Source organism: Desulfovibrio sp. ZJ746 (assembly GCF_011039155.1).
Classification (GTDB): Bacteria; Desulfobacterota; Desulfovibrionia; order Desulfovibrionales; family Desulfovibrionaceae; genus Desulfovibrio.
Window position 1 is genome coordinate 405941 of record NZ_JAAKEK010000001.1, and the last position, 25750, is coordinate 431690.

Sequence of the window (25750 nt, forward strand, 5' to 3'; positions counted from 1 at the left end):
TCCTTCTCTTCAGGCGTGTTGAACTTCGTCCCGCCAGTCATGCGACCAGGCGCCCCGTGCGAGCGCCTCTTCATAGGTCTTGAGGTCGGTGCCGCTGTCGGCCTCGCACCAGCGGCCCGCCACGGGCACGGCCTCGATGGCGATATTTTGCGCGAGCAGAAGGCGCAGCAGGCCCGTCATGTCCAGCTTGTCCACCGCTTCGGCGCCAAGGGCGGCGCAGGCTGCCTCCAGGCGCTCCCAGCCGGCGCGCGAGAAGGAGAGCAGGCCCATGTACTGGCCGTGGATCTCGTCGAGGCAGGCCGCCCTGCCGCCGATCTCGCGCAAGATGCCCCCCTCCTGCCGGAAGGTCTCGGCATCCGAGAGCACGTCTTCAAAGCGCAGCTTCCAGAGGGCCTCCCATTCCGTATCGTAGGTGATGGCCATGTCTTCCGTTGCGGTGAGCAGCCGCCGCACATGGTCGGGGTGGTAGACGATGTCGGAATAGGAGACGACGAGCCGCTTGCCGCCCTTGGCAAAGAATCCGCGCGCGAAGGGTGCCGCGCACAGCAGGGAGGCGACCATGTTGGTCTTGGCCCAGCGCGGATTCTCCGCCGTGGCGAAGTCGCCCGCAAGGCACTGGGCGGCATAGCCGCGCACCACGAGGATGCGCCGGATGCCGGCGCCGCGCAGGGCATCGAGCTGCCAGTGGAGGAGGGGGCGGCCGGCGAGCTCCACAAGGCACTTGGGCCGCTCGGCCGTGAGCTCCAGCATCCGCGAGCCGCGGCCCGCGGCGAGGATGACAGCCGCCGTGTCGTCGTTCATGGTTCTCGTTCTCCCGCTGTCTTGCCGGAGCCTTGGCCCAGGCATGCGCGTAGAAGCGCCGTGTCCAGGGGCGCGGGCTGCGCTTCGCGTTCGGGGTGCCACATGACGGCAGCGACGCGGCCGTCCGCGCTGGTGAAGGCCTCCACCGTGCCGTCCGGGGCCAGCGCGAGAGCCTCGAGGCCCGGGGCCAGCCCCTCCGGGGAGATGGCCCGGGCATGGAAGGAATTGACCTCATGGCGCGGGCTCCCGGCCACGGGGCGCGAGAGCTCCACCGCATGGCGCACCGCCACATGCCCGTCGCACGATGTGAGGCGGCCGCCCATGAGCAGGTTGATGACCTGCGCGCCCCGGCACACGCCGAAAACCGGCAGCCCGGCCTCTTGCGACCAGGCGAAGAGCGCGGCCTCCGTGGCGTCGCGCTCCGGCACGAGGCCCCAGTCCTCCCCGCCCGAAAAGAGGAGCCCGGTGAGGCCGGCGCCCGCGGCAAAGCCCGTGATTTCCGAGCCCACATTGGGCAGATAGAAGACCGGCTCCTGCGGAAACACCTGGCGGAGAAAGCGGGGCCAGTCCCGCGCAAGGGCGTCGCGTTCCTCCACGGCGCCCCCGGAATAGGTGTGGCGCATGACGCGCATGGTGATGCCGAGCATCAGCGCGCCTCCAGAATGGCCGCCGCCGGCTTGATATAGAGCGTCTCCGCCGCCTGCGCCATGTCGAACAGCCTTTCGCCCGTGCCGATGGCCGCCGGCAGGCCGTATTCCGCGCAGCGGATGGCCATATGCGAATTGGCGCCGCCGAAGCGCGTCACGAGGCCCGCGATATTGCGGGTGAAGATCCAGTCAAAGCCCGGGTCGGCATTTTCGATGCAGACGATCTTGCCCGTGAGGTCCACATCGCAGGGGCTGCCGGCAAAAAGGCGTGCCACCGGGGCGAGCGCTTCGCCCGTGCCCACGAAGTTGGGCGCGGCGCGGTGCTGCGGCGCCACATACACATCACGCACCGAGCGGATGAGGTAGCCAAGCTTGAGCCCGGAGGCGCGGGCCAGGAGTTCCCGGTTGGCCGCGACGAGGCGGCCAAAATGCTCCTGGGGCGTCTCGGGCTGCGCGCTGACCGTCCAGTCCAGCAGGGGCTGGATCTCGAAAAAGGAGGCCGCTTCGCGGTCAAAACCGGCGCGCTCGCCGAAAAAGGCGATGATCTCCAGCGCGTCCGAAAGATTGCGGCTGAAGATGAACTTGGCGTGCTCGCGGCCGGCGATGGCCCGGCGCGCATATTCCAGCAGTTCTTCGGGGCTGGCGCCGAGGCCGGCCCCGCGAAGCAGGGTCTCGAGGCTCGCGCGTTCGGCCGGGGTGAGCGCAAAGGGCGCGCCCGGTTCCGGGCGTTGTGGGCGGGCGCCCTCCCCGAAGATCTGCGGCCGGTCGAGGTAGCGGGGCGAAAGGATGTCATAGCTGCCGGGCCGCAGGTGCCCGTATTTGCGCATGAAGGACGCGGCGTCGCGCCGGCCTTCGCAGACATCCTGAAATTCGCGCGAGAGCTCGCCGGAGATGGTGCGCACCGTGGCCTTGAAGGCCTGCACGCGCTCAGGCGCAAGCGCGCCGGCCGTCACGGCCGAGCGCAACAGGCTCTCGGCGATGAAGGCATGCCGCGCCAGGATGGAGAAGGGGAGGGTGCCGTACTTGCGGCACTCAGCCAGCAGGGGCGGCAGGTCTTCGAGGCGCCCGGGCTCCGCGGCGCTGGCGAAGGGCCGCGCCGCCTGGCGGCCGCGCAGTTCGGCCACGGCGTCCAGCGCGCCGGCCAGGGTGCCTTGCGGGGAAAGATCGAGGCAGCCCACCGTCAGGCGGGTGAGGGCGGCGCGAAACTCCTCCCGGCGGCGCGCCGAGAGCAGCCCGGGATAGCGCGCGTCCAGCGCGGCGTCGAAGTTGAAGTCGAGAGCGGTCTGGGCGATCTCGAACTCGATCTTGTCATGAAACTGCGGGTTGGCCTCCAGCCGCTCCAGCCAGGCGTTGACGAGAATTTCGCACGTGCCGGCGTCGAGCCCCGCCGGCAGGAAGGAATTGAAGCTCGCCCGCACGTCGATGTAGGGGCGCCCGAAGATGAGCGGCATGAGCTCGGTGGGCGGCAGTGCGCGGTAGCCCATGCGCTCCCGCGCCTTGGCCCAGACGCGGCTCGTGATGAGGTTGCGGTAGAGGGAGGCGGCCAGCGGACGGGGGAGGATGCCAATCATTTCCGCCGGGTTCCAGTCCGGCATCACGCCAAGGATGGAGCGCTGCCCGAATAGCCCGGGGCACGGGCCGGTGCGGTCGGCCACGAATTCGGCCACGCGCCCGATGCGCGCGGCGGGGATGGAATCGGGCCACTGGCTCCCGGCGCAGATGGGGCGCACCTGGAGGAGATGGAGAATCCCCTCCGCATCGAGGCAAAACTCGATATCCAGTGCGTCCGTGCCGCACAGGGTTTCGAGCCGGCGCGCCAGCCCCACGAAGGCGGCGAGTCGCGGGGAGTCGAAATCCCCCTCCCGTGCCTCGCGGTAGACATAGACCGTCTTGCCCACATGGGTGCCGCCGGTGACGGTGTCGGTCTTGCCGGATTCATCGTCATAGTTGATGACATACCAGGGCGCGCCGTCGGCGAGGGCGCGGGTCATGATGACCCCGGTGACGGCCGGCTCGCGGATCATGGGCTGCACGAGCACCTGGTCTTCCGGGGCTGCCTCGCCATAGGAGGCAATGACCTGTTCGACCGCATCGGCAAAGGCCGCGGCGTCGGCGAGGGGCACATCAAGGAGGGAAAGGAAGGCCCCGGCGCCGGAACAGGCCGCCGAATCCTCCCGACGGCACGAGGAGCGCACGGCCACGCGCATGCACTCCGCAAGGGCTGCCCGCGCGCGCGCATGCACCGCCTTCGCATCGGCGCGCCACTCCGCCACGGTGAAGGCGAACACCGTGGGGATGTTGAGTTCCGGCCAGCGGGAGAGCGCCGCGAGGGTGTCGGCCTTGGTGGAAAAGGTGAAAGGGGTCGCGCTCATCTCGGGCGGGGGCTTCCTTTACAGGGCGTTTTTCTGCAAAAGGGAATACGCCTGTTTTCAGAGGGCAGTTCCAGCCATCCATGCGGGGAGAGGCAGCACTCGGCGCGGTGGGGCCTGGGCATTATGGCACTCAAGGCGTTTTTTTAACATTGTGCTGAAAATTTTGCAAATCATCAGCGTATCATTGGAGCAGCTGGCACAAAAGCAAGTGCAGTTTGCCAAAAAATTAGGGTGTACATTCTTGCAAATACCATGAAGTTTTTATACATTACCAAGAGATAAGTATCTAAAAAATAGGTAGATTCAAAGGGGTGCCAGAGTGCCCAGCATCAGGGCGATCTGGAGAATACTGTCACAGCATGAGGAGCACCCATGACTGCACTCCACGAATTCCCGCGGCTTGATACCCCCACAAAATGCGCGGCCCTCTGGCCGAAATATCCCCGAAAGGTCGTGGGCATGTGGGCCACAGGCATGCCGCGCCAAAATGTGGATGTGCTTTGGCGCCTGCGCGAAGAGCTTATAAAGCTCGGCGTGCCCGTTGTCTTCTTTTTCACAGAGAGTGCGCTGCCCATGTTGCAACAGGTGATGTCGTCAAAATCTCTCTCTCTCTCTCTCTCTCTCTCTCTCTCTCTCCAGATATCAATGATGTTTACCAACTGGATGAGGTCAAATTTTTCCGATTGCTAAACTTCGTTGAAGTCCTTGTGACGAACGACTACTGCCTCGGTTATCCCGATTCTCGTCATATTGGAGCAAAGATTGTGGGTATGCCACACCATGCGGGAGTAGCAAACCCCACATGCTGGAACTTCTCTTATGACTACTTTGTTAGTGATAAAGCATATTTAAGCTCCTTTGATTACAGCCTCTTTCCCAATGTGAGCAAAATCCACCGCCGCTCCTTTTTTACACAGCTGGTAGCCGGTCATCCCAAAATTGACCTGATTCTTGAAGAGCGGCAGAAGAGCACTGTGAGAACTGCTGCTCCGATTCTGTTAATTTACCTGACGTATGTGGATTTCTCAATTTCCCTGCAAAAAATCGATCCCGACACCTATGTAGAAATGTGGGAAAGGATAATTTCAAATTATTTTGTCTGGTCACCGAATGGCATTGCTGTTTTTCGGCCAATGGCAAGCGAAAGGCATCATCCCGCAGTCGAGCGGCTGAAAGCCAAATTTGCGCCATGCGGACGTTTTTTTGTGGATGAAGAGGACGACAACAAATTTTGGCTTGCTCGCGCAAATTATTTTGTTACCGATTATTCGATGGGTTTTATTAACTTCTGCATGACGGCAAAAAAGCCTGCCGTTCGCCTGATTTATGCTCCAGAGGATACCGGGCCTGTGCGCGATGAATGGGGTTGGGTCCTCAGCAGGCCCCCAGCGTTCATTCCCCTCCTCGAGGAAATGGACAGCGATGCCAAAGACTGGGCGCGGAGCCTGGCTTCGAAGCAGGCCAGCGAGATGCCAACTCTTGGGCGGAATTTCGCGCTGCTGGCCGGCATGATTAAGCGCATTCTTGACGATGACGATGACCCCGCGTGGCCCAGGCTGGAAAAAGGAGATACGCCGTCATCGACCTTGGCGGATAAGTTGAGGCTTGTGGGCAAGCTGACAAAAAGAAGCCCATATCACCTGAACTATATTGACTATTGGCTGAATTCCGTCATGCAGATCCAGCCGGGGGAGTCGCCCAAAATATGGCTATTGTTCCTCAGGCGCGCTCTATTGCCCTCCCATGTGGCGGACACCCCGGAGCGCGTGGCACGCTGCGCGGACATGTGGCTCGCCAACGCTCTTCAGGGTCAACCGCTTACGCATGGTGTTGGCCTGATCCGGCACCTCTTGCGCAAGCATCCGCAACAGAGCGCGGTCGCGTTGCTCTTGATGGCAACTTCCTTCCATCTTCCCGGCTCACGGAAAAAACTCGCCGTTTTCCTTCTCCTGGTGGAGTGGGCGCAGTATGATCCGGCCGTATTGCAGGAGGTCAATGACCTGGCGGAAAAGATGCCACAGCATTTCTCCGGTCCCGTGCTGGACAAGCTCAATCGCCTCCTGCCGCGCCTCATGAAAATCCCGCTGCCTTTGCGCAGGCTGGCGGCGTGGGCGCTTGGGCTGAAAAAGCCCCTGGCAAAGAAGTACTGGCAGGCGCATCGCGCGCTTTCATAGGCCTTAACTTTTGGGGCGGCGGGTTTGACGCCTTTCGCCGATTTTAGCATTGGTAGCGGCGGGCAGCAACTGTGAACGGATATAACTTGCGGGCGCATGCGCCGAGGCAACGCGGTGTCTCCTCTGACTTGCGCTTGCGGATTGCTTTAATATAGGAAAGAGACAGGCGTTTCTTTAAGAACGGGCCTGGCGACACAAGTACCATGCTCGCCGGAAATCCCGGCACCCGCGATAGCCGCGGCAACGGTTTGGCTTGGGACTTCAAGCTCTCTACGCAGGACACTGGCGTGCTGGTCATCGGTGAGCATTGTTACAATACTTTCCGGAAGTGCATCCAAGTGGGAGTAAGCAAAGTGTATCGCACAACCATTACAAAGTATTTTGATTCTTGCGTTGAATCATTTCCAGACCGAATCGCCATCTATGACGGAGATCGGACGGTAACTTTTAAAGATCTCCAGACGATGGCGCTTAATCTGGCCATGGAGATACAAGAAAGACTCTCTTTCGCCACGCGCAAGGTCATAGGTGTCTACCTGCCCAAAAGCATTGAGGCCATTGTTGCAGACTTGGCGATCCTTTACAGCGCAAATGCCTATATGAACATGGATATCAAGTCGCCATGGACCCGCACTGGCCGAATACTGGAGACGATTCAGCCGGATTTGGTGATTTGCGATGGCAGGCCAACCGAAACCCAAGGCCTACCGCTCCTGCAGATTTCCTGTTCTCCAGACAGGCATGCTGCCTATACCGAACTTCTCAAGCAGCGTGACCGTTGCATCGATGCAGACCTCGCGTGCGTGATCAATACTTCTGGTTCTACAGGAACACCTAAAGGCGTCGCGCTTACGCACAGGGGTTTTCTCGACTATGTCGCTTCCGTGAGTGCCGAGGGGCTGGTGGACGACGGTGAAGTGGTTGCCAGCCTGGCCCCCATCATTTTTGACCATTTCAGCTTTGAAGTATGCCTGCTTGCCATTAAAGGCTGCTCCCTGCTCCTCATCCCTGACCAGCTTGCCGCTTTTCCGCTGCGAATGCTGGAGCTGATGGCCGCGCGCAAGGCGACATTCCTGTTCTGGGTGCCGACCATCATGGTGAACATCGCCAATATGGACCTGCTGGGTGCCGCCAGGCTGCCTGACTTGAAAAAGATCTGGTTCGCCGGGGAGGTTTTCCCCACGGCAAAGTTCAACTATTGGCGAAAGCATTTTCCTGACGCTCTCTTTGTCAATCTGTACGGGCCCACAGAAATCACTGTGGACTGCCTGTATTACAAGGTGGACAGGGTCCTGGTGGATGAGGAGCCGATCCCGGTCGGGAGGCCCTTGCCCAATACAGCGGTGCTGCTGCTGGATGAAAATGACAGGCCGATCGGCCCGGGCAGCCCCGATGTGCAGGGAGAGCTCTGCGTGCGCGGCTCGTGCCTTGCCATGGGCTATTACAACAATCCTGACAAGACGCAAGAGGCTTTTACCCAAAATCCGCTCAACAGCCATTATCCCGAATACATCTACCGCACCGGCGATATAATGGTCTGGAACAAAAAGGGTGAGCTGGTCTTTAAAGGCCGCAGGGACGGCATGATCAAGCATTCCGGCTACAGGATAGAACTGGGGGAGATCGAGCATACGGCCATAAATGTTCTCAAGCTTTTTGATAACTGTTGCGCGGTATATGACCCGGGCAAGAAGAAAATCATCCTGATTTATGAGGCGTCACAAGCATTGGAAGAAAAGGAATTACGCCGCAAAGTTTCAGCGGCTCTCCCGAGATACATGGTTCCTGCGGTCTTTGTCCATATTCCAGAGCTGCCCAGGAATGCGAATGGGAAAATCGACAGGCTGAAACTGGCGCAACAGATGATACAGCCCGCATAGGCGCCGCACGGGCCTCACCGGCAAGAGCCCGAACCATCCTTTTGCCGTGCGCCGGGCGGCGCGATGCTGCCTATGCAGCCGTGGAGTATACCTCCGCTATGAGATGTGGGCTCCTGGGTTATGCCGCTGCACGGGCACGCTGCCCCCGGCAGCACATACTCGGGCCGTCTCCCTACCGCCACCTCATGCCTTCCCCACTATTCTTGCCGCATGAGATCGCTATATCGCTTGTAGATGGGCAGGATCGTGTCCCGAAAGTCATAAAAATTCTTCATGCTTGGGAGATATGGCTGGTTGGGTCTGGCCTGCTTGGCGGCCGGCAGCCAGGAATAGATGAGCTCCCGGGAAGCGTCGGAGAGATTTTCGAGGATATGGTACTGTATTTCCGGCGGCAGGTCCCGATACGGGATTTTTGCCAATTCTTGGGCGCGCGCCACATTCTTGTCGTACCAGTCGGGATCATTGAGCAGCACGCCCTGATACTTGAGGCCATATTCCGCGTATTCATCGAGAGTATAGATATTGGGAGGCAAGGTGTTGGAGTGAAAATCTTTAAATTGATGCAAATCCATCTCCCGGACTTCCTTAAACAGGCTACCGAACTCTCGCCTTCCAAACGGGGCGAAGCTGCACTGGTAAAAGAACATCAGGTGCGCATCGTTGGGAGTCGTGTTTTCATCGGGAACCACAGAAAAACCAGAAAGCGCGTGGGCACCCACATCCACAGCATCGAGGAAACTTTCAAGCAGGCCGTTCTTCCTTTTTTTGACCTTATCAAAATCGATGAAGATGCAATTGTCCCTGCCCAGCACGCGCAGATGATGGCGCAGGCAGCCCATGATGGCGTAATTTCTTTCGCGGTCAAAAACGAAAACTGAAGGCGGCAGGAAATATTTTATGTATTCCTTCTGTTGGCTGACCAGCCAATCAAAAAAATTCCTGAAATAATAAATGCCTTTTACTGAATAGTCCTTTTTCCAAAACTCAATGTTATCGGAATGTTCAAAATTGAAAAGTTCCGCGCTGAGGATATTGTTAGAACAATTTGCATCACGCATTTCATTCAGGATATGGTCCCGATACCATGTCCAGTCATGGAGTTTCTGAAATTTGTTCCAGTTGCCATGAAAGCATTGGGCAGCAAAAATATGGTTTTCATATTTATAGTTGAAGACAGATTCATCAATGACATGACCTATAGGATAACAATAGTCCTTCTCAAGAAGCAAATCATGATTTTTATACAAAAAATGCTGAATCGTCGTTGTGCCGGTTTTTGACCAGCCCATGTGCATATAGAGCGTGTTCTTCATGGTTTTTCCCGTGGCTGCCAAGGATTATTCAGGAAGCGCCAAAACGGTCCGCACATACAAAAACAAGGCGGCGCAAGAAGCCTCTTCGGGCGCATGCGCCGTATCCAGGATGAGGTCAGGGGTTTCAGGCGCCTCATACGGGCTCGAAATGCCCGTATAGAAGGGGCGCCGGCCCTGAAGAGCGGAAGCATAGAAACCCTTGGGGTCGCGTTGCTCACAGACGGAAAGCGGGCACGAAACAAAAATTTCGTGATAGTCGGTAATCATCTGGCGGGCCACTGCCCGGTGTTCCCGCAGTGGCGCAATGCAGGCAACGCAGGTGATGAGGCCGGAATTTTCAGCGAGGGCGGCGCATGCGGCGATACGACGTACATTTTCCAGCCTGTCCTCAAGGCTGAAGCCCAAATCCTTGCAGAGGCCCTTGCGCGCAAGGTCGCCATCCAGAAAGAGCACGGCTTTTCCCCGCTCACGCAAAAAGCCGGCGAGCGCTTTGCACAGCGTTGTCTTGCCCGCTCCCGAGAGGCCAGTGAACCAGAAAACCATGTACGCCCTGCTCAGATACTGTTAAAATATTTCCACTTGCTAACGATACCGGGATAGTTCACCGAAAATTCTTTCAGCTCGTTGTCCATAAAACGGAGGTACCTTGAACGGAACCGTGGGTTTTTCCGTATCGCCTCCACGGCATCTTCGGGTGTGATGGAGTAGCGCTTGTAGAGCTTGCGCGTGAGCGCGCAATGTTCCTCCCACACATCAATATAGGTTTTTGTGGCTTCGATTTTTTCTTCATTGAAGAAATTCCCGGGGATTGACGGAAGCACCTTTTCATACCGCTCCTGCGGCATGCCTGCGGTAAATTGGCGCCCCTTGTATGTGAAGCGGAAAAGTGTGTGTGCCGGGCGCCATTGATTAAACCAGAAATCAAAAAGTTTATCGGGCGCCACATAGAGAGGTGAGACATAATAAAATGCCGAGATGGGATAGCTTTTTGCCGGCTGCCGCGACCACAGCCTGTTGTCATAGGTATTGAAGGGGATGGAGGCTATCTCAGCCACACTTTCTGTATAGGGGATGTCCAAATACGCGGCGATTTTCTTGAGCGTGCCGGCGCAGGCGTCCGGGAGCAGCTCGGGCGTTTCAATCACGAGGGGGGTAGCCGTTGTATTGATTGACCTCTTCAATGTATCAAAGAGGTTGCAAACGCTGATATGTTTTGAAAGGAAGGGGAGGATGGGTTCCTTGCCCAGGGTCAGGGCATTCCCCCTGCCGAAGACGGCATCCCCAAGAAAATAGTTGAAAAGGGAAACCATGATCTGGATCGGGTCGCGGACAAGCCAGAGGGCCCGCGTCGTGACGGGCTCAGTATTGATTGGGCCAAAATGGCCGGAAATTTGGTCAATGGTCAGGCCAAAGGCGTAGGTGACAGGATTTTTCAAGACCGGGATGCTGATGTTCTCAAGGGTGGGGAAAAGGTTGCCCTCGGGGAAAACAGGGGCACCCATCCAGTTCAAATAGTAGCTGAACGATAGCCTCCCACAGCCGTGGCCGCCAATAACATAGAAATCAGGGATGAATCGGCGCGTTGTGATGTCAAATTTCAGTTCCATGACGGTTCCCGCTTTGCTAGAGAGGTGAAAATAATTTCTTCATCAATGCCAGACAGACCATCGAAGGCGCGCATGGGATGTTCGAGTTGGTGTGTCATCCCCGGAAGCCAGGACAACAGTGAGGGAGTTTTTTCGCGGCATGAAGGTTCTCTGCCCGGTTCATTATCAAGGCTCCCTGCCCAAAAGCTCAGGTCTTAAAAATATGTGCAAATTCTGCGGCTCTCTCAATTTTTTCTGCCAGGCGTTGCAAACCTTCCATCCGTGGCGCATAGTCGTGAACAAAGATCAAAAAATCCTTCTCTTCGCCCTGATACTTGCCCCCATATTTTTTGCAAAAATTGATCCCACGCAAATTTTTTTTACGAATGCGGCTGATAAGCATTGTTATGCCAAGCCGCTGCATGATAATCTCTCTGCACAGGGCAATACTGTAGGCGAGACCACTGCCAAAATATTTTTCACCAAAAAGAAAAATTCCCCCTTCGCATGACCGCCTTTCCCAGTCAATTTTTTTAAGCTCAGTAAATCCGACGGCTATCTCTGCTTTGCAACACATATACGCCAGTGAGGTGTTGGAGGCTCGTTGTTTGTTGAGCCAGACGGTCATAACTTGCGGGGTCACCATGCGACAGTCGTCCATGAAGGGGCGGATCGCCTCATGATTGCGCCACTTGCAGAGTAATGGCAGGTCTTGGGCGTTCACAAGGCGCATGTCTATCCCGAATGCCGATACTTGCCTGACGCCAGGCCTGGCGCAAAGAATATCAGCGCGCCTGTTTAGTGGCTGTGCTGCGGGCATAAGTTTTTTGTTCACTATGGGCGTCGGGAATATTTCCATGGTGGAGCTTGAGCTATGCCAGCGCTGTTGCTTTCTTCCTGAATGCGGCCCCTGCACACACAATACACAATTGGCTGCCTCGGCAGCCTCGCCGTCAGTGTGCTGCTGCCATGCCGATTTCCCGAGCCGGATTCCCCAAGACCTTCACACCCGGGGAGACATCCTTCAGCACCACACTGCCCATGCAGAGATACGATTGGCTGCCTATGCTCGTGCGCGGCGCCACGGCCACATTGCCGCCCATGAAGACTTCATCGCCGATGGCGACATTGCCTGATATATTACAGTGGGAGGAGATGGTCGTATAGTCGCCGATGGAAACATCGTGTCCCACACAGGCGCTCAAAAGCGTCACAAAGGAACCGACGTTCACATTGACTGTCATGCCAAAGCCGGCCTGGACCAGAATCCCTTCGCCGATGGTGCAGTGCTGGCCCATGTTGGCATACGGATGGATGGCGGACACAAAGTGCGCACCCCGCCCCTTGAGCATTTGCGCCAGCATTTTTTTGTCTGCCGGGTTGGCCACAGCCATGACGAGCACATCATTGGGGCGCGGGGAATAGTCCTGTATGGAGCCGGCCACCCCCACGTCACATGCCTTGCCATGCAAGGGATCTTCCGTATCGTCCAGAAAACCGCGGATACTCCATTGCGGCCCCTGGATACGGTTTATATCCTGGAGCAGGACGAGGGTTTCACGGCCGCAGCCTCCGGCTCCTACGATGTACAGGTCCTTCATGACTTCTCCAGTGCAAGAGTCTTTTGCACCGTGCGGGGCGCGTTTTTCGGAGAGTGACCCCGTCTTTCAATGGCCGGCAGTGAACAGATGGGAAACCGCCGTCGGGAGAATGCTCCGCCAATACTCAGGATCATGGCCTCCCGGACTGATATCCAGGCTTGCCGGACAGTCATGGCGGTGGCAGAGCTCCGCCATGGCGCGCGTTTGCGGCAGGCTCAGCCAATCTTCCTCGCCGCAGAACAGGTGGACTTTTGGCAGCTCCCCCTGCCCCTGCGCAAAAAGAGAAGCGAAATCCGCATCATTTTTTGTCGCGCCCGCCGCATCAAGAAGCATCTTCCGCATGGTCTTGTTCAGGGCGCAATGCAGTGCGCGCTGCTGGCGATTGGTGAAAAGCCGGTCATCCGGGGGGATGTGGCAGTCAAAAACGCCGGAAATGGCCGTTGCACTGCCGAAGGCGCGGCTTTGCAATGCCCAGCGCAAGGCCCCGAAGCCGCCCATGGAAATGCCCAATACAGCGTTTTCAGCCCGCTCGCGTGAAAGCGCCACTGCCTCCGGCAGGGAGAGCAGGAGCTCCTGCAGGAAGTCGGCCTGCTGCTCATACGCTGAATTGATGAAATAGCCATTGCCGAGGCTCGGGGCAACCACAGCAAAACCCTCCCTGGCCGCCCATTCGCCCAGGCCAAGGGTGTCCAGAAAAAAACTGCCGTTCTCCATGGCGCAATGGAGTGCCCAGAGACATTTAAAGGGTGGCCGGACGCTGGTGAAGCCGCCCGGCAGGGCGATATCGACTTCCACGGGACGAAGCAGCGTTGTGGATGGAAAGGTAAGGCGCAAGCGTATCATGGGGGCAGCCTACACAGAATCTTTACCCTGTTCGTCACCCCAAAGCAGGTTATGAATGGCGATGCCGTCATGCACTGCCTTGGTTTTGCTGGAACTTTTGATAAGCCTCGTTTTAGAGGCGTCACGCCATCCGTAGTAGCGGTTGATTTTTATTCCTTCCCGCTTAAAATAGTCGAGCTCAAATATATTCAACGCAAACATCAGGCCGTTACCACCCCGAAAACTTTTGCGCGTTATATCAAAATAGCCGTGCAAGATCCCGTTTTCCAGATGAAAATAATGCATAGCTGCGATTACACCGTCCATGCGAATAATCGTTACATTATTTTTGTTAATAGTTTCCTTGATTTCATCAAGCTCGGGTATATTGTTTTTGACGATATCAAACTCTTCATGGATAAGGTCACGGACCGCCTCTGCGTCCTGCTCCCGTGCGAATGTGGCCATCTCAAGATAATCCGCAGCAAGAAGCCGCATGCCTTCCAGGATTTTTCCAGTGGGCCAGGGGATTAGCATGCGCAACAATGTATTTCTCGTCGTAAAGCCGTTCTTCTCCAGTGCAGCGACGACGGGACGGCACCTTTCTTCCCGGCCGATGACGGAGGTGCGGATGGGACAGCCCGGGTTTCGGCCGGCGAGGAGTGCCGGCAGGTCTGCTGTGAGGGCCTCCGGGCTTGCGGAGAGAAAATACAAGGTGTGCATCACCCCATGAGAGGGCGTGAGAAGAAACAGCGATTGCCCGGACTGGAGAAAAAAGCACTCGCTGTTCTCAATTTTTTTGCAGACCTGGCGATTATCCAAAAAAAGATTGCTGACACGGAAGGGTGTCTTTTGTTTTAGCGCATCGCAGGCTGCAAAAAAGTTTTTATCGTTGGCGCGTTCCACAGTCATTCCTTTTAGCAGGCCGCTCCGCCGTTGACAGCCCAGCTGACCCCGTTGATGTGCTGCGCGGCATCCCCCAGCAGGAAGAGAACCACCTTTGCCACCTCTTCAGGGGTGACGAGCCCGAGCGGCTGGTACCCGCTGCTTTTCAGGGATTCCTCAACGCTTCCGGTGATCTCGTTGAGGCCAGCAAGGCGCGGTGTATCCACGAATGCCGGCCTGACGGCGTTGACCCTGACATTGCGGGGCCCGAGCTCCGCGGCAAGGCAGCGCACGGAAGCCTCAAGGGCGGCTTTGGAAGCGGCGTAAAGCGTCAGGTATTTTTGGAATTCCGTACTCGCCAGGGAAGAAATGGCCACAATGCGCAAGGGCTGCTGCTTGGGCTTGCCCTTCATCAGGGCCTTGACCATCTCCAGAAATGCGAAGCAACTGCCGTTCATCGCCTGGAACATGTCGGCGATCTCGAGATCGCGCAGGCGCCCCGTCCTGCCAAGGCCCACGCACCATACCAGCCCGTCAATGACACCCAGCCGTTGTTTCAGCTCTTCAACAAGGGGCCCCACGGTTTCCAGTTGGGTCGCGTCAAAGGGCACAGCCTCGTGCGTGGCCGGGGCCAGTGTGGCTTTTACATCCTGAAGAGCCTGCTCCGTGCGGGCCATGAGGACGACATGGGCGCCGGCGTCTGCCAGCAGCTGCGCGACGCTCTTGCCTATGCCCGATGTGGCGCCCGCCACGAGGAAGGTCTTGCCGGCCAGTTCGCCATTGCAATGGGAGGAGGTGGGCATCTGTCAGTCCCTTGTGATATAGCCTTCGTCAAAACGGCGGTCCGTCCTGAAGATAGGCTGGATGACCGAGGCGTCAATGTCGAAACTCGCAATGCCCCAGGAGAGGCCGATGCCATAGGCGCATGCCAGCAGCGAGAGCATCCCCGCGCTCCGGCCGCCGTAGGCATCGGCAATGGTGAGGGGCACCGATGCGCCGCTGGTATTGGCATAACGGTCCAGCGAAAGGGGCACCTGCGCTTCATCCGCGCCCACCCTTTTGGCTATCGTCCTGACGATCTGCCTGTTGGCCTGGTGCAGGACAAGTCCGTCATAGCTGCTGATGGGCCTGCCGGTGCGCTCGAGAAACTCCTTGATGGCATCCACCACAGTGGTGGTAGAAAAAGCCGTGATCTCAGGGCCATCCATATACTGGTTTCCCTTGGGTGGCGGAACGGTGATCTGCTGCCCGTTGGAAAGGCGCAGGGTTTTGCCCTTGCGCCAGTTGTTCCTGGAGCCGGCCGAGGGGTTGAACAGATATTCATAGCCTGAGCCGTCGCTCAAAAGGGACAGGTCTATGGGGGAATTGTCCCGGTTTTCCAGCAGCAGCGCTGTTGTGCCCTCTCCAAAAAGGAAGACGCTCTCCTCGAGTAGCACCTCTTTGTACGGCACGCAGGACCAGACATTGTCCCCGGAAATCATGGCGACCCTGTTGATATGCGCCTGCTGCAAAAGCGACGCGCACACCGCGAGCCCGTAGGGGAAGCTGGAGCAACCCAGCGTGATGTCAAACGCCATGCAGGCAGCAGGCAGCCCGAGGCGCTTGTGCATCACGAAGGCATTGCCCGTTCCGGGATTGAAATCCGGCATCTGTGAAAGATAGATCAGGGCATCCAGGCTGTTGGCTTCCCATCCCGCAATAGCAAGAGCCCTTTCCACTGCGGCATGGCCAAGATCGGTGGTCGTTTGTTCGATGAGCGAGACCTGCCGTTGCCGGATGCCGATTTTTTTGACAAAGCTTCTGACATAGGCGGCATGCTCGAGGCCCGGGTCTTCATTCACACACTGTGTAAACTCCGGGACTGCGCATGTAAGCGCGGCGATGCCCACATTGTCAAAATGCAGGATGGCCATCTATGCCTCTGGTGCCATGACGGCGAGCATGTCCTGGATGCGTTCAAAAGCCCGGACTTCCTGCCCACTGATCTTGCGGTTGAATTCGTCGCCCAGCATGACCACGAAGGACAGCGCCGAGAGCGAATCCCATTCGTCCAGATCGTCAAGCCTGGTTTCAGGGGTGAGGGTGCCTTCGTCAAGCTCCATGATGTCTTCGAGCAGGGCCAGCTTTTCCTTGGTGTCCATAGAGAATCCCTCGTTCAGATGTTCGTTGCGGCAGGAGTGATGCAGCCGTTGCCGGGATGTTCGATCAATTCGCAGAAGTCCATTCCGCCCAGGCGACAGATGGCGGCAGCCAGGGACAGTCCGGCCCCGAATGCCGAAAAGCAGACAAGGAACTTTTCGGTCAACAGGCGTGAGCCGAGGTTGAACGCCACGTTGACAGGAATGGTCGAGCAGGAGGAATTGCCAAAATTCTCCACGATGTTGTTGAAAAGAATTTCGCGCGGCACGTTCATGAGATCCGCAAGTTTCTGGAGCATGAAACGGTTGGGCTGGTGGGTGAGATGGTATTGAAGCGCCTTCTTTTCCACGCCCGCATAGGCGCACACCTCTTCCACCAGCGGGGGCACGCTTTCCATGACGAACTGGAACACGGCGGTGCCGTCCATGTGCATGTCGTTGAGGGAGCGGAAATTCCCCATCTCGTCACGGGCCGGCACGGCCGTTTCTGCGGTGGCCGGCATGCGGCAGCCCCCGGCGGGCACAATGAGCGCATCGCGGCGGCTGCCGTCATTGCGAAACACGAAATGGATGGTGTCCTCCGGGTCGTCGCTTTTGCAGATGACCGCGACGCCCGCGGCATCGCCGCAAAGAGGGTAGGTGTTCCTGTCCTGCTTGTTGGCGCGGCATGAGCCGCCGTCCGTGACGATGAGCACAACCTCGTCCATGGCGCCCGAGGCCACCTGGCAGCACGCGGCGTACAGGCCTGAAATAAAGCCGATGCAGTTTTCATACATATCGGCGCAATAGACATCCTGTGGCAAGCCAAGCTGGCCATGGATGACCTTGCTGTTGCCCGGGAGGGGGTGGTCCCCCATTTGCGCGACAACGATGATGCCCTGCACCTTGTCCTTGTGCAGCCAGCCCCTCTCGAAAAGATGGTTCATGGTGAAGGACGCGAGGTCGCACGGCGTCGTTGCCGCGTCGGCAATACGGTGCTCCTTGAAGCCCATCACGCGGCCGAGGCGCTGGGAACTTTTTTCCGGAAAGGGAAACTCCTTGAGCTCGTCCTCAAACTTGTAGACCTGCCGGGGCACAATGGCACAGATGCCGCGGAGCCTGACACCATGGATGGTTGCCTTCATTCCCGTTCCGCCCTCTTGCTGCTTTTGGGGCTGCGCCGGACAAGGGCAGAGATATTTTTCACCGAGCTGAAATTTTCCGGCACGATCTCGAGGGCGGAAATGACCACGGAAAAAGTGCTCTCCAGTTCCGCCACAAGCGTGACCACGTCAAAACTGTCAAGGTAGCCGTTTTCCACAAAATCGACATCTTCCTCAAAGTCAAAACCCGGCTGGATGTCTTTCAGTATTTTCAATATCTGTTCTTCCATCACGCCGTCCTCTTATGTTTGCGTCCCCGCCGGGGCGAGATTCCTAAGTTTATTGGTGTTCCGAAAAAATTCCAGCGCGAATTGCGGATATGCTTCGCTTGCCTGGTCCAGAAATGAAGAATCCCCTTCCTCGGCAGCGATTTTGAGGTAGGCGACAAAGATATGTTCCGCAAGCGAGGAAAAATTGCGAAAATATCTGTTATTGAAATGGTCGTTATAGGCCTTCAATGCATGGAGCTCCCCCATGCCGTGGATGCGCCAGTGCGCGAGCGGATCCACGAAGGATTTTGCATACATGGCGTTCCCATGCCTGCGGTACACGCCCATCACTTCCGGCAGGAAGCCGATACGCCCTTTTTCGGCATGGAGCATATGCCAATACCAGTCCGCCGGGCAGATATCATACCTGAACCAGGATGGCAGCCCCTCGGTAAATCGCCATCGGTACATGACGGAATTCGTCTGGATAAAGTTCCCCTTGGTGAGGTCCGCAAGATAAAATTCTGCATTGCTGCGGCGCGGAAGCTGGGAAAGCGGGGGAAAGATGAAAGGCTGATGCCCGTCTTCAAAGAGGACATACACCGGGTGAAAGCAGAGCGCGCAATTTTCGTGGGTCTCCAGATACTCGACCTGCTTCTGGAGCTTGCGCATATCGGAAAAGAAGTCATCCCCGTCGCAGAGCGCGGCATACTTCGTTCTGCACCGCATGAACAGGCCGCGCACATTCTCCTGGGGCTCGCGCCGGGACAACAGCACCGGCTGTATGGAAGGATGCTTCTTCGCATATTCACTTAGAATTGACGGCGTCGCGTCGCTTGAACAATGGTCAAGCACGATATGGCGGACGGGAAACTCCGTCTGCTGGGCCAATACACTTTTCAGGCAATCTTCAATGTACTCCTCATGATTATAGGTCATGGTGAGCACTGTCAGCTCAACGGGCTGCTGGGGTTCTCCTATATGCCCTATGCCGCCCGCTTCCCCTTCACCCAGCCCTGCAAGCAATTGCCGCTGGACTTGGGTGAGGATGGGCGCATCATTCGTATACCGGGTGCGCAAGGCGCTGGCCACAGCAGCGGGCAGCTGGGCGATGAAGCTCTCCAGCCGTTCCGGGGCAAGGGGCGTATCGGGCTCTGCCTGCAGGCCTTCCCGGAGCCATTGGGGGGCATCCAGTGCCCCAGCTGCCAGCCCCAGTTCCTTTTCCAGCAGAGCGCGGTCCCCGGAACTTTCCTGCTGGAATTTTTTGCGCAACGCCAAGGGACTTGCAACATCTGTGCCCCATATCGTGTCCTGCTGGAGCAATGTTTTGCCGAAGGTCCCCTCGTCCAGGGGAGGCCAGGAATTTCTGCGCACTTCCGCCGCCCCGCACAGCACCCGGGCCGCCTGTGAGCTGAAGCAGAGCGGATGGAGCATGGGCCAATCCCGTGTGTCGCCGGGCTCACGCCGGAGGAAGGCATAGACCTGCCCGGCAAGTTCCGGCACAGCAATGGTTTGCGGGTCCTCCTGCAGGTTTGCAAGGAGCTGGACATTGTCTGCGCCATATGCCGCGCGCGCATGAAGCAGGACGCCATGCAGGCTGCCATAGGCCGCCATGAATCTCTCGCCGCGCCCGGGCTCGAGAACGAGTGATTCCCGGTAGCGCTGTTCCAGGGAGAGCAGGGGGCGCCCGAGGATGAGCAGTGTCTTGATGGCGTACGTACCGATATCGGTATATTCGTGCAGGATGCGATGGAAGCCATCATGGCGCTCAAGGAAGGGGCTCGCGCCAAAAAGGAGGACATCCTTGCCGCCGGCTAGCTGGCCGTCTATCTGCGCCAGCCGCTTCCTCATCGTTGGCGAGAGCGAGGCAGCCTTTTCATGGGGGCGCCAGATAAAATCATGGGTCGGCACAAGCCGACATGTCCAGGGATTAAAAGGGCCGAGTTCAAGCCCCTGGGCTGCCAGGCGTTCTTTGTTGGCGTGAAACGTGGCGTGGAGCCACAGGGCGGAGGAGCTGAGGTCCTGGACGAGGTAGAGCGTGCTCATTTCACTGTACACCAATGCCTGGGTGTGGAGCGCCCCATGTCCGCACTGCCGCCGGGGCGCAGAAAGGTGAAGGGATTTGGCAAGGCAGGTTTGGAAGAAGTGCTCCCAGCGGGATGATTTGTTTCTGGCACCGGCACAAGAGATCCGCATCCACGGCTGAAGGCACACGGCAGAAAATTTTTAAAAAAATACTAGAAAATTTCCAAAGCGTCAATGTATCTGGGGAAAGCCGCGCTCTCCCAGGAGATGCCCCGTGTGAGCGGGCAGTGCGAAGCCTCTTTGCGGGCAAGCCCGGTTTTGGGGCAGGGCACGCTTTCGGCAGCCCCGGCGCACGGGGCCTGCACGCGGCGTAAAGGCCCCTGCGCAGGCAGGCGTGAGGCAGTGTGCGCCCGGCCATTGCGGAAAGCCTGCGCCCCATTGCCATGGTCGCCGCGGGCGCCGCATGGCGCACGCCTGTGGTGAGAAAGGGCGGAGCCCCACCACCGTTTCGCGGGACGGCGGCGGCCCGCGCATGCCGCCGCCCCGTGGCGGGCTTGCGCTCGGGGCGCGCTTTGATATAGTGGCCCTCGCGCATTCCGCAAAAACGTACGGCAGGGGCTGGCCCATGCCGGGGAGTGCTGCGGCCGCGCCCGGGACTGTCCCGGGGGCGGGCAGCCGCACAATCTTTGCCAAGGGCAGCCATGCGACGGATCTCCCAGCTTCCTGTCATCATGCAGCGTGCCGGCCTGCCGGTGCGCTCGGTGGTGCTCGCCCTGTCAGACCTGGTGGCCTTTCTGGGCACCATGCTCGCCCTGCTGCTGGGGCGCGCGGCCTTTGGAGGGCTGGACCCGGCCCTCTACCACTGGGTCTTCCCCTTGCTTTTGGTGGCGCCCTTCCTCGGGAGCTCCCTCGGCCTTTACCGGAGCATCAGCCTGCCCCCGCACCGGGAGATGAAGGCCGTCTTCCTCTTTGTCACCCTGGTCTACGCCCTCATCCTGCTGGTGCTCTTTCTTTCCAAGACAGGCGACCTGTACTCGCGGCTCGTCATTTTCGGCGGCTGGGGCGTCACCCTGGTGACGCTGCCCTTGCTGCGGGCGGTGTGCATCCGTATTTTTTCGCGCCTGCCGTGGTGGAGCAGTCCGCTCCTCATCCTTGGCAGCGGCGCCCCCGCCAAGCGCCTCTGGCACTATTTGCGGCGCCACCCGCAACATGGCCTGCGCCCGGTCGCCATGCTCGACCTGCACGGGGACCCGGGGCAGGTGGATGCGCTGCTTGCCGCCGCGGCCCGGAGCTGGCCGGGCGGCGTCGCCCTGCTCATGCACGGGGCCGGGGAACGGCCCTCGGCGGACTATGTCACGGCGGCGAGCCGCCATTTTGCCAAGGTCCTCGTGGTGCCGGATCTCTCGGCGGGCTTTCGCCGCTATTGGCTCACCCCCTGCGAGCTGAGCGGCGTGACCATGCTCCTCCTCACCCAGAACCTGCATGACTGGCGCCGTCTCGCCGTCAAGCGGGCCATCGACATCCTGTTCTGCATCCTGCTCGCGCCGCTGGTGGTGCCGCTGGGCCTGGTGCTCGCGCTCCTCATCCGGCTGGACAGCCCAGGCTCCCCGCTCTACAGCCAGACGCGCCTCGGCAGGGACGGGCGGCTCATGCATGTCTATAAATTCCGCACCATGGTGGCGGATGCGGACGCGAAGCTCAAGGAATGGCTCGCACGAGACCCGGAACTCAAGGCCGAATGGGAGCGCGACCACAAGCTGAAGCATGACCCGCGCATCACCCGCATGGGCCGCTTCCTGCGCAAGACCAGCCTCGACGAGCTGCCCCAGCTGCTCAATGTGGCCATGGGCGACATGAGCCTGGTGGGCCCGCGGCCCATCGTGGGCGCCGAGGTGAAAAAGTACGGCCCGGTCTATGACGAATACCGCAGGGTGCGCCCGGGTGTGACAGGCCTGTGGCAGATCTCGGGCCGCAACAACACGACGTATGCCGAGCGCGTGGCCTTTGACCACTACTACATCAATAACTGGTCGGTCTGGATGGATCTCTGGATACTGGCGAAAACTGTCCCGGTGGTCCTCACGGGCTACGGTGCCTATTGATGGCGGGCGAGCGCGGCAACAGGTTCCTGCGCCAGCTGGACTGGTATGCCGGCATCCCCCTGGCGGCGGTGACGGCGGCGGCGCGCGCGGCGGGGCGCCCCCGCTCCTGCGCGGCCTCCGATGCCAGGCGCGTGGGCATCATCTGCCTCGGCGCCATCGGCGACCTGCTCCTGCTTTCCGGGCTGCTTCGCGGCCTCAGGCGCCAACTGCCCGGCGCGGAGCTCGAGCTCATCGTTTCCACCGGCAACGCCGAAACCGTGCCGCTCATCGGCGATACCGACGCCGTGGCCGTGTTCAACGTGCGCCACGTGGGCGCCATTGTGCGCCACCTGCGCGGGCGCCGCTATGACCTCCTTTTCGACAGCACCCAGTGGGCGCGGCTTGGCGCCATTGTCTCCAACCTGTCGGGGGCCCGCCTCACCGTGGGTTTTTCCACGGCCGGGCAATGGCGGGGCCTGGGCTATGACCATGTGGCCACGCACAGCGGCGAGCAGCATGAAAAGGAGAATTTTCTCGCGCTCGGCAGGGCCCTCTGGCCGGAATTTTCCGCCGAGCCCGTCCTCTGCCTGCCCGACACTGTGCCGGCGCTGGCGGCGGAGATGGCCGACGGGCGGCGCCACGCCTTCCTGCACATGTGGCCGGCCGGCTACAAGTGCTATCTCAAGGAGTGGCCCGCGGCGCACTGGGCGCGCCTCGCGCGCGAGCTCACGGCGCGGGGCTTCAGCGTCTGGCTCACCGGGAGCGCGGCCGACATCGGGCGCAACGCCGCCTTTCTCCGCGAGGAACTGGCCGGGGAGGAGCATGTCCACTCCCTCGCCGGCCGCACCACCCTGCCGGACCTCGCGTGGCTCTTGGCGCGGGCCGACGCCGCGGTTTCGGTGAACACCGGCATCATGCACCTCGCCGCCCTCACGGGAGCGCCCACCGTGGGGCTGCACGGCGCCACCAATCCGCGCCGCTGGGGGCCCGTGGGGCCGCGCTGCGTGAGCCTTTTGCCGTCAAGGGGGCAGCGGGCCTATCTCGACCTGGGATTCGAGTATCCGCCGGGGGCGGAGCCGGCCCTTGTGCACCTCTCGGTGGAAGAGGTGCTCGCGGCGCTCGCTTCACTGGACGCGCTTTGAGAAAGCAGGAACGGCGCCCCACCACACGATGCGGGCGCCGTTCTTCATGATTTCGCAGAATGTTCGCCGCCGGCTCAGTCGAGGCCCATGGCCTTGCCGATCTTCCTGGCCGCGTTCTTGACCTTGGCGAAGGGCGTTTCCTCGCCGGCACGTTCAAATTCGCGCAAAAGCTCCTCCTGTCGGGCGCTCAGGCGCGTGGGCGTAACCACCTTGACGGACACGAGCAGGTCGCCGCGCTGCTTGCGGCCGGGCCATGGCATGCCCTGGCCCGCGAGGCGCAAAAGCGCGCCGGACTGCACGCCCTTGGGGATGTCCATGCCCAGGGGGCCATCAATGCCCGGCACCTCCACCCGGCAGCCGAGGGCGGCCTGCACGAAGCTGAGCTCCTGCGTGAAGATGAGGTCCTGCCCGCGGCGTTCCCAGCGGGCGTCCTGCTCGACGGTGAGCACCACATAGAGGTCGCCGGGGGGGCCTCCATGCACGCCGGCCTCGCCCTCGCCGCGCACCCGAAGGCGCGTGCCGTTGTCCACGCCGGCGGGGATGCGCACCCGGATCTCGTGCTCGTCCTCCACGCGGCCTTCGCCCTTGCAGCGGGGGCAGGGCTTCTTGATGATGCGCCCGGTGCCGCCGCAGGCGGTGCAGGGCATGGCGAGCTGGAAAAAGCCCTGGTTGCGGCGCACCTGGCCCGTGCCGTGGCACTGGGGGCAGGTTTCCGGCCTGGTGCCCGGGGCCGCGCCGCTGCCCTTGCAGTCGGGGCATTCCACATGGTGCGGCACGGAAAGGCTGATCTCGTCGCCGTGTGCGGCCTGGGCGAAGCTGATGGTCAGGTTGTAGCGCAGGTCGGCGCCGGCCTGTGCGCGGGAGCCGCGGGCGCCCCCCGCGAAACCGAACAGGTCGCCAAAGATGTCGCTGAAATGGGCGAAGATGTCTTCGGCATTGCCGAAGCCGCCGGCGCCGCTGCCCTGGACGCCGGCATGGCCGAAGCGGTCATAGCGGGCGCGTTTTTCCGGGTCGCGGAGCACCTCATACGCCTCGGCCGCTTCGCGGAACTTCACCTCTGCGTCGGCGTCGCCCGGGTTCCTGTCCGGGTGGTAGCGCATGGCGAGCTTGCGGTAGGCGTGGCGGATCTCCTCGGTGCCGGCGTCACGCGAGACGCTGAGCACTTCGTAATAATCGCGTACTGTCATGATCTGGCGTACAGTCCTTGCGGGCGGCGCGACACCGGCGCGCCGTCATCCGGGCTGTCAGTTCCCGGAAGTTGCCTCGTCGCCGTGAGTGGCGGCGGGCGCTTCCCCCTCGGCCGGAAGCGGCGTATAGAGCGACTTGTCGTCGGGAAGGATCTTGCCGGCCGCTATCTCGCGCAGCGCGGTGACGACTTCCTTGTTGCGCGAGTCCAGCAGGGGCTCGTAGCCTTCGCGGTACTGGCGCACGCGCTTGATGGCCATCTGCACGAGCAGGAAACGGTTGTCCACGCGCTCCTGACAATCTTCCACGGTGATGCGGGCCATGCTGCCTCCGTTTGCGGCGGGATCGCGCCGGAAAAATAATGCCGCCCACGGCGTTGTAAAGGGGCGGCCCAAGGCCGCGCATGGTGCGGCGGCCGAAACACGCTACTTTAGACGAGGGCGGCGCGCCCGTCAAGCGCCGCGGCGCAGGTCAAAGCCCCCGGGAGAGCCCCCACAGGAGCCCCATGGCACGCGAAAAACGAACCTATGCCCAGGAGGTCTGCGTCAAGGCAACAGGCCTTGCCATGCAGAAGGCCGGCATGCTGCGCCCCGGCTGCCGCATCGGCGTGGCCGTTTCCGGCGGGGTGGACAGCTTCGTGCTCTTGAAGACCCTGAAAATCCGCCAGGGCATCGTGCCCTTCCGTTTCGAGATCATGGCGCTCCACTGCAACCCGGGCTTCGAGCCCGCGGCCCATGCGGCGCTTTTGCCGTGGCTCGCCGCCGAGGGCATCCCCGGGCACCTCGAACTGACGGACCACGGCCCCGAGGCGCATTCCGAACGCAACCGCAAGCGTTCGGCCTGCTTCCGTTGCGCGTGGCTCAGGCGCAAGCGGCTCTTCGACCTCTGCCGCGACTATCGGCTGACCCATCTCGCCCTCGGCCACACGGCAGACGACCTCGTGACCACCTTCTTTCTCAACCTCTGCCGCAACGGCCGCGTGGACGGCCTCGCCATGCGCGAGAGCTTTTTCGGGGGCGGGCTCACGCTCGTGCGGCCGCTCCTGCTCGTGGAAAAGAAATACGTCAGCGCCGCGGCAAGGCAGTGGGGGCTGCCTGTCTGGCGCAATGCCTGCCCCTCGGCCGGGCATACGGCCCGAAGCGCCATGGAGGCCTCCCTGCGCGCGCTCGCCGCAGACATCCCGGACGCGCGCCGATCCATCCTGCGCGGGCTCACCCGCTGGCAGCTCACGCGCGACGCCGCAGGGGAGGAGGCCGGAACTAGCCGTACAGGTGGCGCGGCAGCGTCTGGTTGAAAAAGTTTTCCACCGAGTCCGCGAGCTTGGTGATGGCGCCGTTGCGCTGCTCAAGATAATAGACGGTCTCGTCATTGGGGAGCATGAGCAGCCGGTCGCCGGGATTGTGGAGGTAGAGCTCGCCAATGACGAGCGCCTCGGAGCTCGGCATGACGATGGGCCCGAAGTGCGCCGCGCGCACCGAGAGGCCGTTCATGGAGATGGCAGCGCATTGCCGGACGAGCCGCTTGAGGCCCTCGGGCAGGCGGAAGTCCAGCCTTTGCTCCAGGGCGGCGATGTCGTCGTCCGAAAGGCCCGGCTCGGCCTTGAGGTCGGGGAATTCGCCGACGGCGGCATAAAATTCCGGGAGATAGGCGGCGAGCGCCTCCTTGCCGGCCTCTTCAGCGCTGCCCGGTTTCGGGGTTTCCTGTGCCATGATGTCCCTCCTGTGGGGGGGGTGAGAACTGCCCCGCC

At 60.3% G+C, this 25750-nt stretch carries 25 protein-coding genes; 6 read left to right on the top strand and 19 right to left on the bottom strand.

Translation table 11 applies throughout. The features are described from left to right. Window positions 1-9 precede the first annotated feature (9 nt). The 3 genes from G7Y54_RS01825 to G7Y54_RS01835 are packed head-to-tail and all read right to left on the bottom strand — an operon-like array spanning window position 10 to window position 3820. A complete protein-coding gene (locus tag G7Y54_RS01825; protein WP_165076490.1) occupies window positions 10-801 on the bottom strand; it encodes a phosphocholine cytidylyltransferase family protein in 792 nt (263 codons plus the stop codon). Further along, entirely contained in the window at window positions 798-1448 is a 651-nt protein-coding gene (locus tag G7Y54_RS01830; protein WP_165076492.1) for a gamma-glutamyl-gamma-aminobutyrate hydrolase family protein, read from the bottom strand. Before G7Y54_RS01830 ends, G7Y54_RS01825 begins: the two co-directional genes overlap by 4 nt. After that, complete coding sequence (locus G7Y54_RS01835; protein WP_165076494.1) at window positions 1448-3820, bottom strand: PEP-utilizing enzyme; 2373 nt, start codon at window positions 3818-3820, stop codon at window positions 1448-1450. Before G7Y54_RS01835 ends, G7Y54_RS01830 begins: the two co-directional genes overlap by 1 nt. A 372-nt stretch (window positions 3821-4192) precedes the next feature. On the opposite strand from G7Y54_RS01835, the gene G7Y54_RS01840 reads away from it, so the two are divergent. From G7Y54_RS01840 to G7Y54_RS01850, 3 genes are all read left to right on the top strand, one after another. After that, the gene (locus G7Y54_RS01840; RefSeq protein ID WP_165076496.1) at window positions 4193-4510 is read left to right on the top strand and encodes a hypothetical protein; all 318 of its coding nucleotides are present in this window, start codon (window positions 4193-4195) and stop codon (window positions 4508-4510) included. Window positions 4511-4527: 17 nt separating this feature from the next. Continuing rightward, a complete protein-coding gene (locus tag G7Y54_RS01845) occupies window positions 4528-5994 on the top strand; it encodes a hypothetical protein (RefSeq protein ID WP_165076499.1) in 1467 nt (488 codons plus the stop codon). 203 nt (window positions 5995-6197) lie between these two features. Beyond that, window positions 6198-7874 (top strand): amino acid adenylation domain-containing protein, encoded by a 1677-nt coding sequence (locus G7Y54_RS01850; protein WP_165076501.1) that lies wholly within the window; start codon window positions 6198-6200, stop codon window positions 7872-7874. Between the two features lie 197 nt (window positions 7875-8071). Here G7Y54_RS01850 and G7Y54_RS01855 read toward each other — a convergent pair whose 3' ends face one another. The 13 genes from G7Y54_RS01855 to G7Y54_RS01915 all read right to left on the bottom strand — a co-directional run bounded on the left by G7Y54_RS01855 (window position 8072) and on the right by G7Y54_RS01915 (window position 19766). Then, on the bottom strand, window positions 8072-9187 hold the full coding sequence (locus G7Y54_RS01855; RefSeq protein WP_165076503.1) for a hypothetical protein: 1116 nt from the start codon (window positions 9185-9187) through the stop codon (window positions 8072-8074). 24 nt (window positions 9188-9211) lie between these two features. Then, window positions 9212-9730 carry an adenylyl-sulfate kinase gene (gene cysC / locus G7Y54_RS01860; RefSeq protein WP_165076505.1) on the bottom strand — a complete coding sequence of 173 codons (519 nt, stop codon included), beginning with the start codon at window positions 9728-9730 and terminating at the stop codon, window positions 9212-9214. 11 nt (window positions 9731-9741) lie between these two features. After that, window positions 9742-10794, bottom strand: coding sequence for a hypothetical protein (locus G7Y54_RS01865; protein ID WP_165076507.1), 1053 nt, complete (start codon window positions 10792-10794; stop codon window positions 9742-9744). A 187-nt stretch (window positions 10795-10981) separates the two neighbouring features. Continuing rightward, a complete protein-coding gene (locus G7Y54_RS01870; RefSeq protein ID WP_165076509.1) occupies window positions 10982-11506 on the bottom strand; it encodes a GNAT family N-acetyltransferase in 525 nt (174 codons plus the stop codon). Between the two features lie 220 nt (window positions 11507-11726). Continuing rightward, a complete protein-coding gene (locus tag G7Y54_RS01875) occupies window positions 11727-12374 on the bottom strand; it encodes a sugar O-acyltransferase (RefSeq protein ID WP_165076511.1) in 648 nt (215 codons plus the stop codon). 66 nt (window positions 12375-12440) lie between these two features. Continuing rightward, window positions 12441-13217, bottom strand: coding sequence for an alpha/beta hydrolase-fold protein (locus G7Y54_RS01880; RefSeq protein WP_165076513.1), 777 nt, complete (start codon window positions 13215-13217; stop codon window positions 12441-12443). 9 nt (window positions 13218-13226) lie between these two features. After that, window positions 13227-14102, bottom strand: a complete 876-nt coding sequence (locus tag G7Y54_RS01885; RefSeq protein ID WP_165076515.1) for a hypothetical protein — start codon at window positions 14100-14102, stop codon at window positions 13227-13229. A gap of 11 nt (window positions 14103-14113) precedes the next feature. Next, the gene (locus tag G7Y54_RS01890) at window positions 14114-14884 is read right to left on the bottom strand and encodes an SDR family oxidoreductase (RefSeq protein WP_165076518.1); all 771 of its coding nucleotides are present in this window, start codon (window positions 14882-14884) and stop codon (window positions 14114-14116) included. A 3-nt stretch (window positions 14885-14887) separates the two neighbouring features. Next, entirely contained in the window at window positions 14888-15994 is a 1107-nt protein-coding gene (locus tag G7Y54_RS01895) for a 3-oxoacyl-[acyl-carrier-protein] synthase III C-terminal domain-containing protein (RefSeq protein ID WP_165076520.1), read from the bottom strand. Continuing rightward, the gene (locus tag G7Y54_RS01900; RefSeq protein WP_165076523.1) at window positions 15995-16222 is read right to left on the bottom strand and encodes an acyl carrier protein; all 228 of its coding nucleotides are present in this window, start codon (window positions 16220-16222) and stop codon (window positions 15995-15997) included. It lies immediately after the preceding gene. 14 nt (window positions 16223-16236) lie between these two features. After that, window positions 16237-17343 carry a 3-oxoacyl-[acyl-carrier-protein] synthase III C-terminal domain-containing protein gene (locus G7Y54_RS01905; RefSeq protein WP_165076527.1) on the bottom strand — a complete coding sequence of 369 codons (1107 nt, stop codon included), beginning with the start codon at window positions 17341-17343 and terminating at the stop codon, window positions 16237-16239. Continuing rightward, entirely contained in the window at window positions 17340-17591 is a 252-nt protein-coding gene (locus G7Y54_RS01910) for an acyl carrier protein (protein WP_165076531.1), read from the bottom strand. The genes G7Y54_RS01905 and G7Y54_RS01910 overlap by 4 nt, the downstream gene beginning before the upstream one ends. A 12-nt stretch (window positions 17592-17603) precedes the next feature. Beyond that, window positions 17604-19766, bottom strand: coding sequence for a glycosyltransferase (locus G7Y54_RS01915; RefSeq protein ID WP_165076534.1), 2163 nt, complete (start codon window positions 19764-19766; stop codon window positions 17604-17606). A gap of 530 nt (window positions 19767-20296) precedes the next feature. Between G7Y54_RS01915 and wbaP the strand changes: the two genes are divergently transcribed. Together wbaP and G7Y54_RS01925 are read left to right on the top strand one after the other, a co-directional pair. Then, window positions 20297-21697, top strand: coding sequence for an undecaprenyl-phosphate galactose phosphotransferase WbaP (gene wbaP, locus G7Y54_RS01920; RefSeq protein ID WP_165076537.1), 1401 nt, complete (start codon window positions 20297-20299; stop codon window positions 21695-21697). Beyond that, on the top strand, window positions 21697-22818 hold the full coding sequence (locus tag G7Y54_RS01925; protein ID WP_165076540.1) for a glycosyltransferase family 9 protein: 1122 nt from the start codon (window positions 21697-21699) through the stop codon (window positions 22816-22818). The genes wbaP and G7Y54_RS01925 overlap by 1 nt, the downstream gene beginning before the upstream one ends. A 74-nt stretch (window positions 22819-22892) precedes the next feature. Here the strand turns inward: G7Y54_RS01925 and dnaJ are convergent, their stop codons facing one another. Both dnaJ and rpoZ read right to left on the bottom strand, forming a co-directional pair. Further along, complete coding sequence (gene dnaJ, locus G7Y54_RS01930; RefSeq protein ID WP_165076542.1) at window positions 22893-24005, bottom strand: molecular chaperone DnaJ; 1113 nt, start codon at window positions 24003-24005, stop codon at window positions 22893-22895. Between the two features lie 57 nt (window positions 24006-24062). Further along, window positions 24063-24326 (bottom strand): DNA-directed RNA polymerase subunit omega, encoded by a 264-nt coding sequence (rpoZ, locus tag G7Y54_RS01935; protein WP_165076545.1) that lies wholly within the window; start codon window positions 24324-24326, stop codon window positions 24063-24065. A gap of 182 nt (window positions 24327-24508) precedes the next feature. Between rpoZ and G7Y54_RS01940 the strand changes: the two genes are divergently transcribed. Continuing rightward, window positions 24509-25297, top strand: a complete 789-nt coding sequence (locus tag G7Y54_RS01940; protein WP_165076548.1) for a tRNA 2-thiocytidine biosynthesis TtcA family protein — start codon at window positions 24509-24511, stop codon at window positions 25295-25297. Here the strand turns inward: G7Y54_RS01940 and G7Y54_RS01945 are convergent. Further along, window positions 25263-25712 (bottom strand): SMI1/KNR4 family protein, encoded by a 450-nt coding sequence (locus tag G7Y54_RS01945; protein ID WP_165076550.1) that lies wholly within the window; start codon window positions 25710-25712, stop codon window positions 25263-25265. The genes G7Y54_RS01940 and G7Y54_RS01945 overlap by 35 nt on opposite strands. Between the last annotated feature and the right edge of the window lie 38 nt (window positions 25713-25750).

What these genes read in the sequence shown, in the direction of transcription:
- G7Y54_RS01825 (WP_165076490.1), bottom strand. Translation starts at nt 801, where the DNA reads ATGAACGACGACACGGCGGCTGTCATCCTCGCCGCGGGCCGCGGCTCG.
- G7Y54_RS01830 (WP_165076492.1), bottom strand. Translation starts at nt 1,448, where the DNA reads ATGCTCGGCATCACCATGCGCGTCATGCGCCACACCTATTCCGGGGGC.
- G7Y54_RS01835 (WP_165076494.1), bottom strand. Translation starts at nt 3,820, where the DNA reads ATGAGCGCGACCCCTTTCACCTTTTCCACCAAGGCCGACACCCTCGCG.
- G7Y54_RS01840 (WP_165076496.1), top strand. Translation starts at nt 4,193, where the DNA reads ATGACTGCACTCCACGAATTCCCGCGGCTTGATACCCCCACAAAATGC.
- G7Y54_RS01850 (WP_165076501.1), top strand. Translation starts at nt 6,198, where the DNA reads ATGCTCGCCGGAAATCCCGGCACCCGCGATAGCCGCGGCAACGGTTTG.
- G7Y54_RS01855 (WP_165076503.1), bottom strand. Translation starts at nt 9,187, where the DNA reads ATGAAGAACACGCTCTATATGCACATGGGCTGGTCAAAAACCGGCACA.
- cysC (WP_165076505.1), bottom strand. Translation starts at nt 9,730, where the DNA reads ATGGTTTTCTGGTTCACTGGCCTCTCGGGAGCGGGCAAGACAACGCTG.
- G7Y54_RS01865 (WP_165076507.1), bottom strand. Translation starts at nt 10,794, where the DNA reads ATGGAACTGAAATTTGACATCACAACGCGCCGATTCATCCCTGATTTC.
- G7Y54_RS01870 (WP_165076509.1), bottom strand. Translation starts at nt 11,506, where the DNA reads ATGCGCCTTGTGAACGCCCAAGACCTGCCATTACTCTGCAAGTGGCGC.
- G7Y54_RS01875 (WP_165076511.1), bottom strand. Translation starts at nt 12,374, where the DNA reads ATGAAGGACCTGTACATCGTAGGAGCCGGAGGCTGCGGCCGTGAAACC.
- G7Y54_RS01880 (WP_165076513.1), bottom strand. Translation starts at nt 13,217, where the DNA reads ATGATACGCTTGCGCCTTACCTTTCCATCCACAACGCTGCTTCGTCCC.
- G7Y54_RS01890 (WP_165076518.1), bottom strand. Translation starts at nt 14,884, where the DNA reads ATGCCCACCTCCTCCCATTGCAATGGCGAACTGGCCGGCAAGACCTTC.
- G7Y54_RS01895 (WP_165076520.1), bottom strand. Translation starts at nt 15,994, where the DNA reads ATGGCCATCCTGCATTTTGACAATGTGGGCATCGCCGCGCTTACATGC.
- G7Y54_RS01900 (WP_165076523.1), bottom strand. Translation starts at nt 16,222, where the DNA reads ATGGACACCAAGGAAAAGCTGGCCCTGCTCGAAGACATCATGGAGCTT.
- G7Y54_RS01905 (WP_165076527.1), bottom strand. Translation starts at nt 17,343, where the DNA reads ATGAAGGCAACCATCCATGGTGTCAGGCTCCGCGGCATCTGTGCCATT.
- G7Y54_RS01910 (WP_165076531.1), bottom strand. Translation starts at nt 17,591, where the DNA reads ATGGAAGAACAGATATTGAAAATACTGAAAGACATCCAGCCGGGTTTT.
- G7Y54_RS01915 (WP_165076534.1), bottom strand. Translation starts at nt 19,766, where the DNA reads ATGCGGATCTCTTGTGCCGGTGCCAGAAACAAATCATCCCGCTGGGAG.
- wbaP (WP_165076537.1), top strand. Translation starts at nt 20,297, where the DNA reads ATGCGACGGATCTCCCAGCTTCCTGTCATCATGCAGCGTGCCGGCCTG.
- G7Y54_RS01925 (WP_165076540.1), top strand. Translation starts at nt 21,697, where the DNA reads ATGGCGGGCGAGCGCGGCAACAGGTTCCTGCGCCAGCTGGACTGGTAT.
- dnaJ (WP_165076542.1), bottom strand. Translation starts at nt 24,005, where the DNA reads ATGACAGTACGCGATTATTACGAAGTGCTCAGCGTCTCGCGTGACGCC.
- rpoZ (WP_165076545.1), bottom strand. Translation starts at nt 24,326, where the DNA reads ATGGCCCGCATCACCGTGGAAGATTGTCAGGAGCGCGTGGACAACCGT.
- G7Y54_RS01940 (WP_165076548.1), top strand. Translation starts at nt 24,509, where the DNA reads ATGGCACGCGAAAAACGAACCTATGCCCAGGAGGTCTGCGTCAAGGCA.
- G7Y54_RS01945 (WP_165076550.1), bottom strand. Translation starts at nt 25,712, where the DNA reads ATGGCACAGGAAACCCCGAAACCGGGCAGCGCTGAAGAGGCCGGCAAG.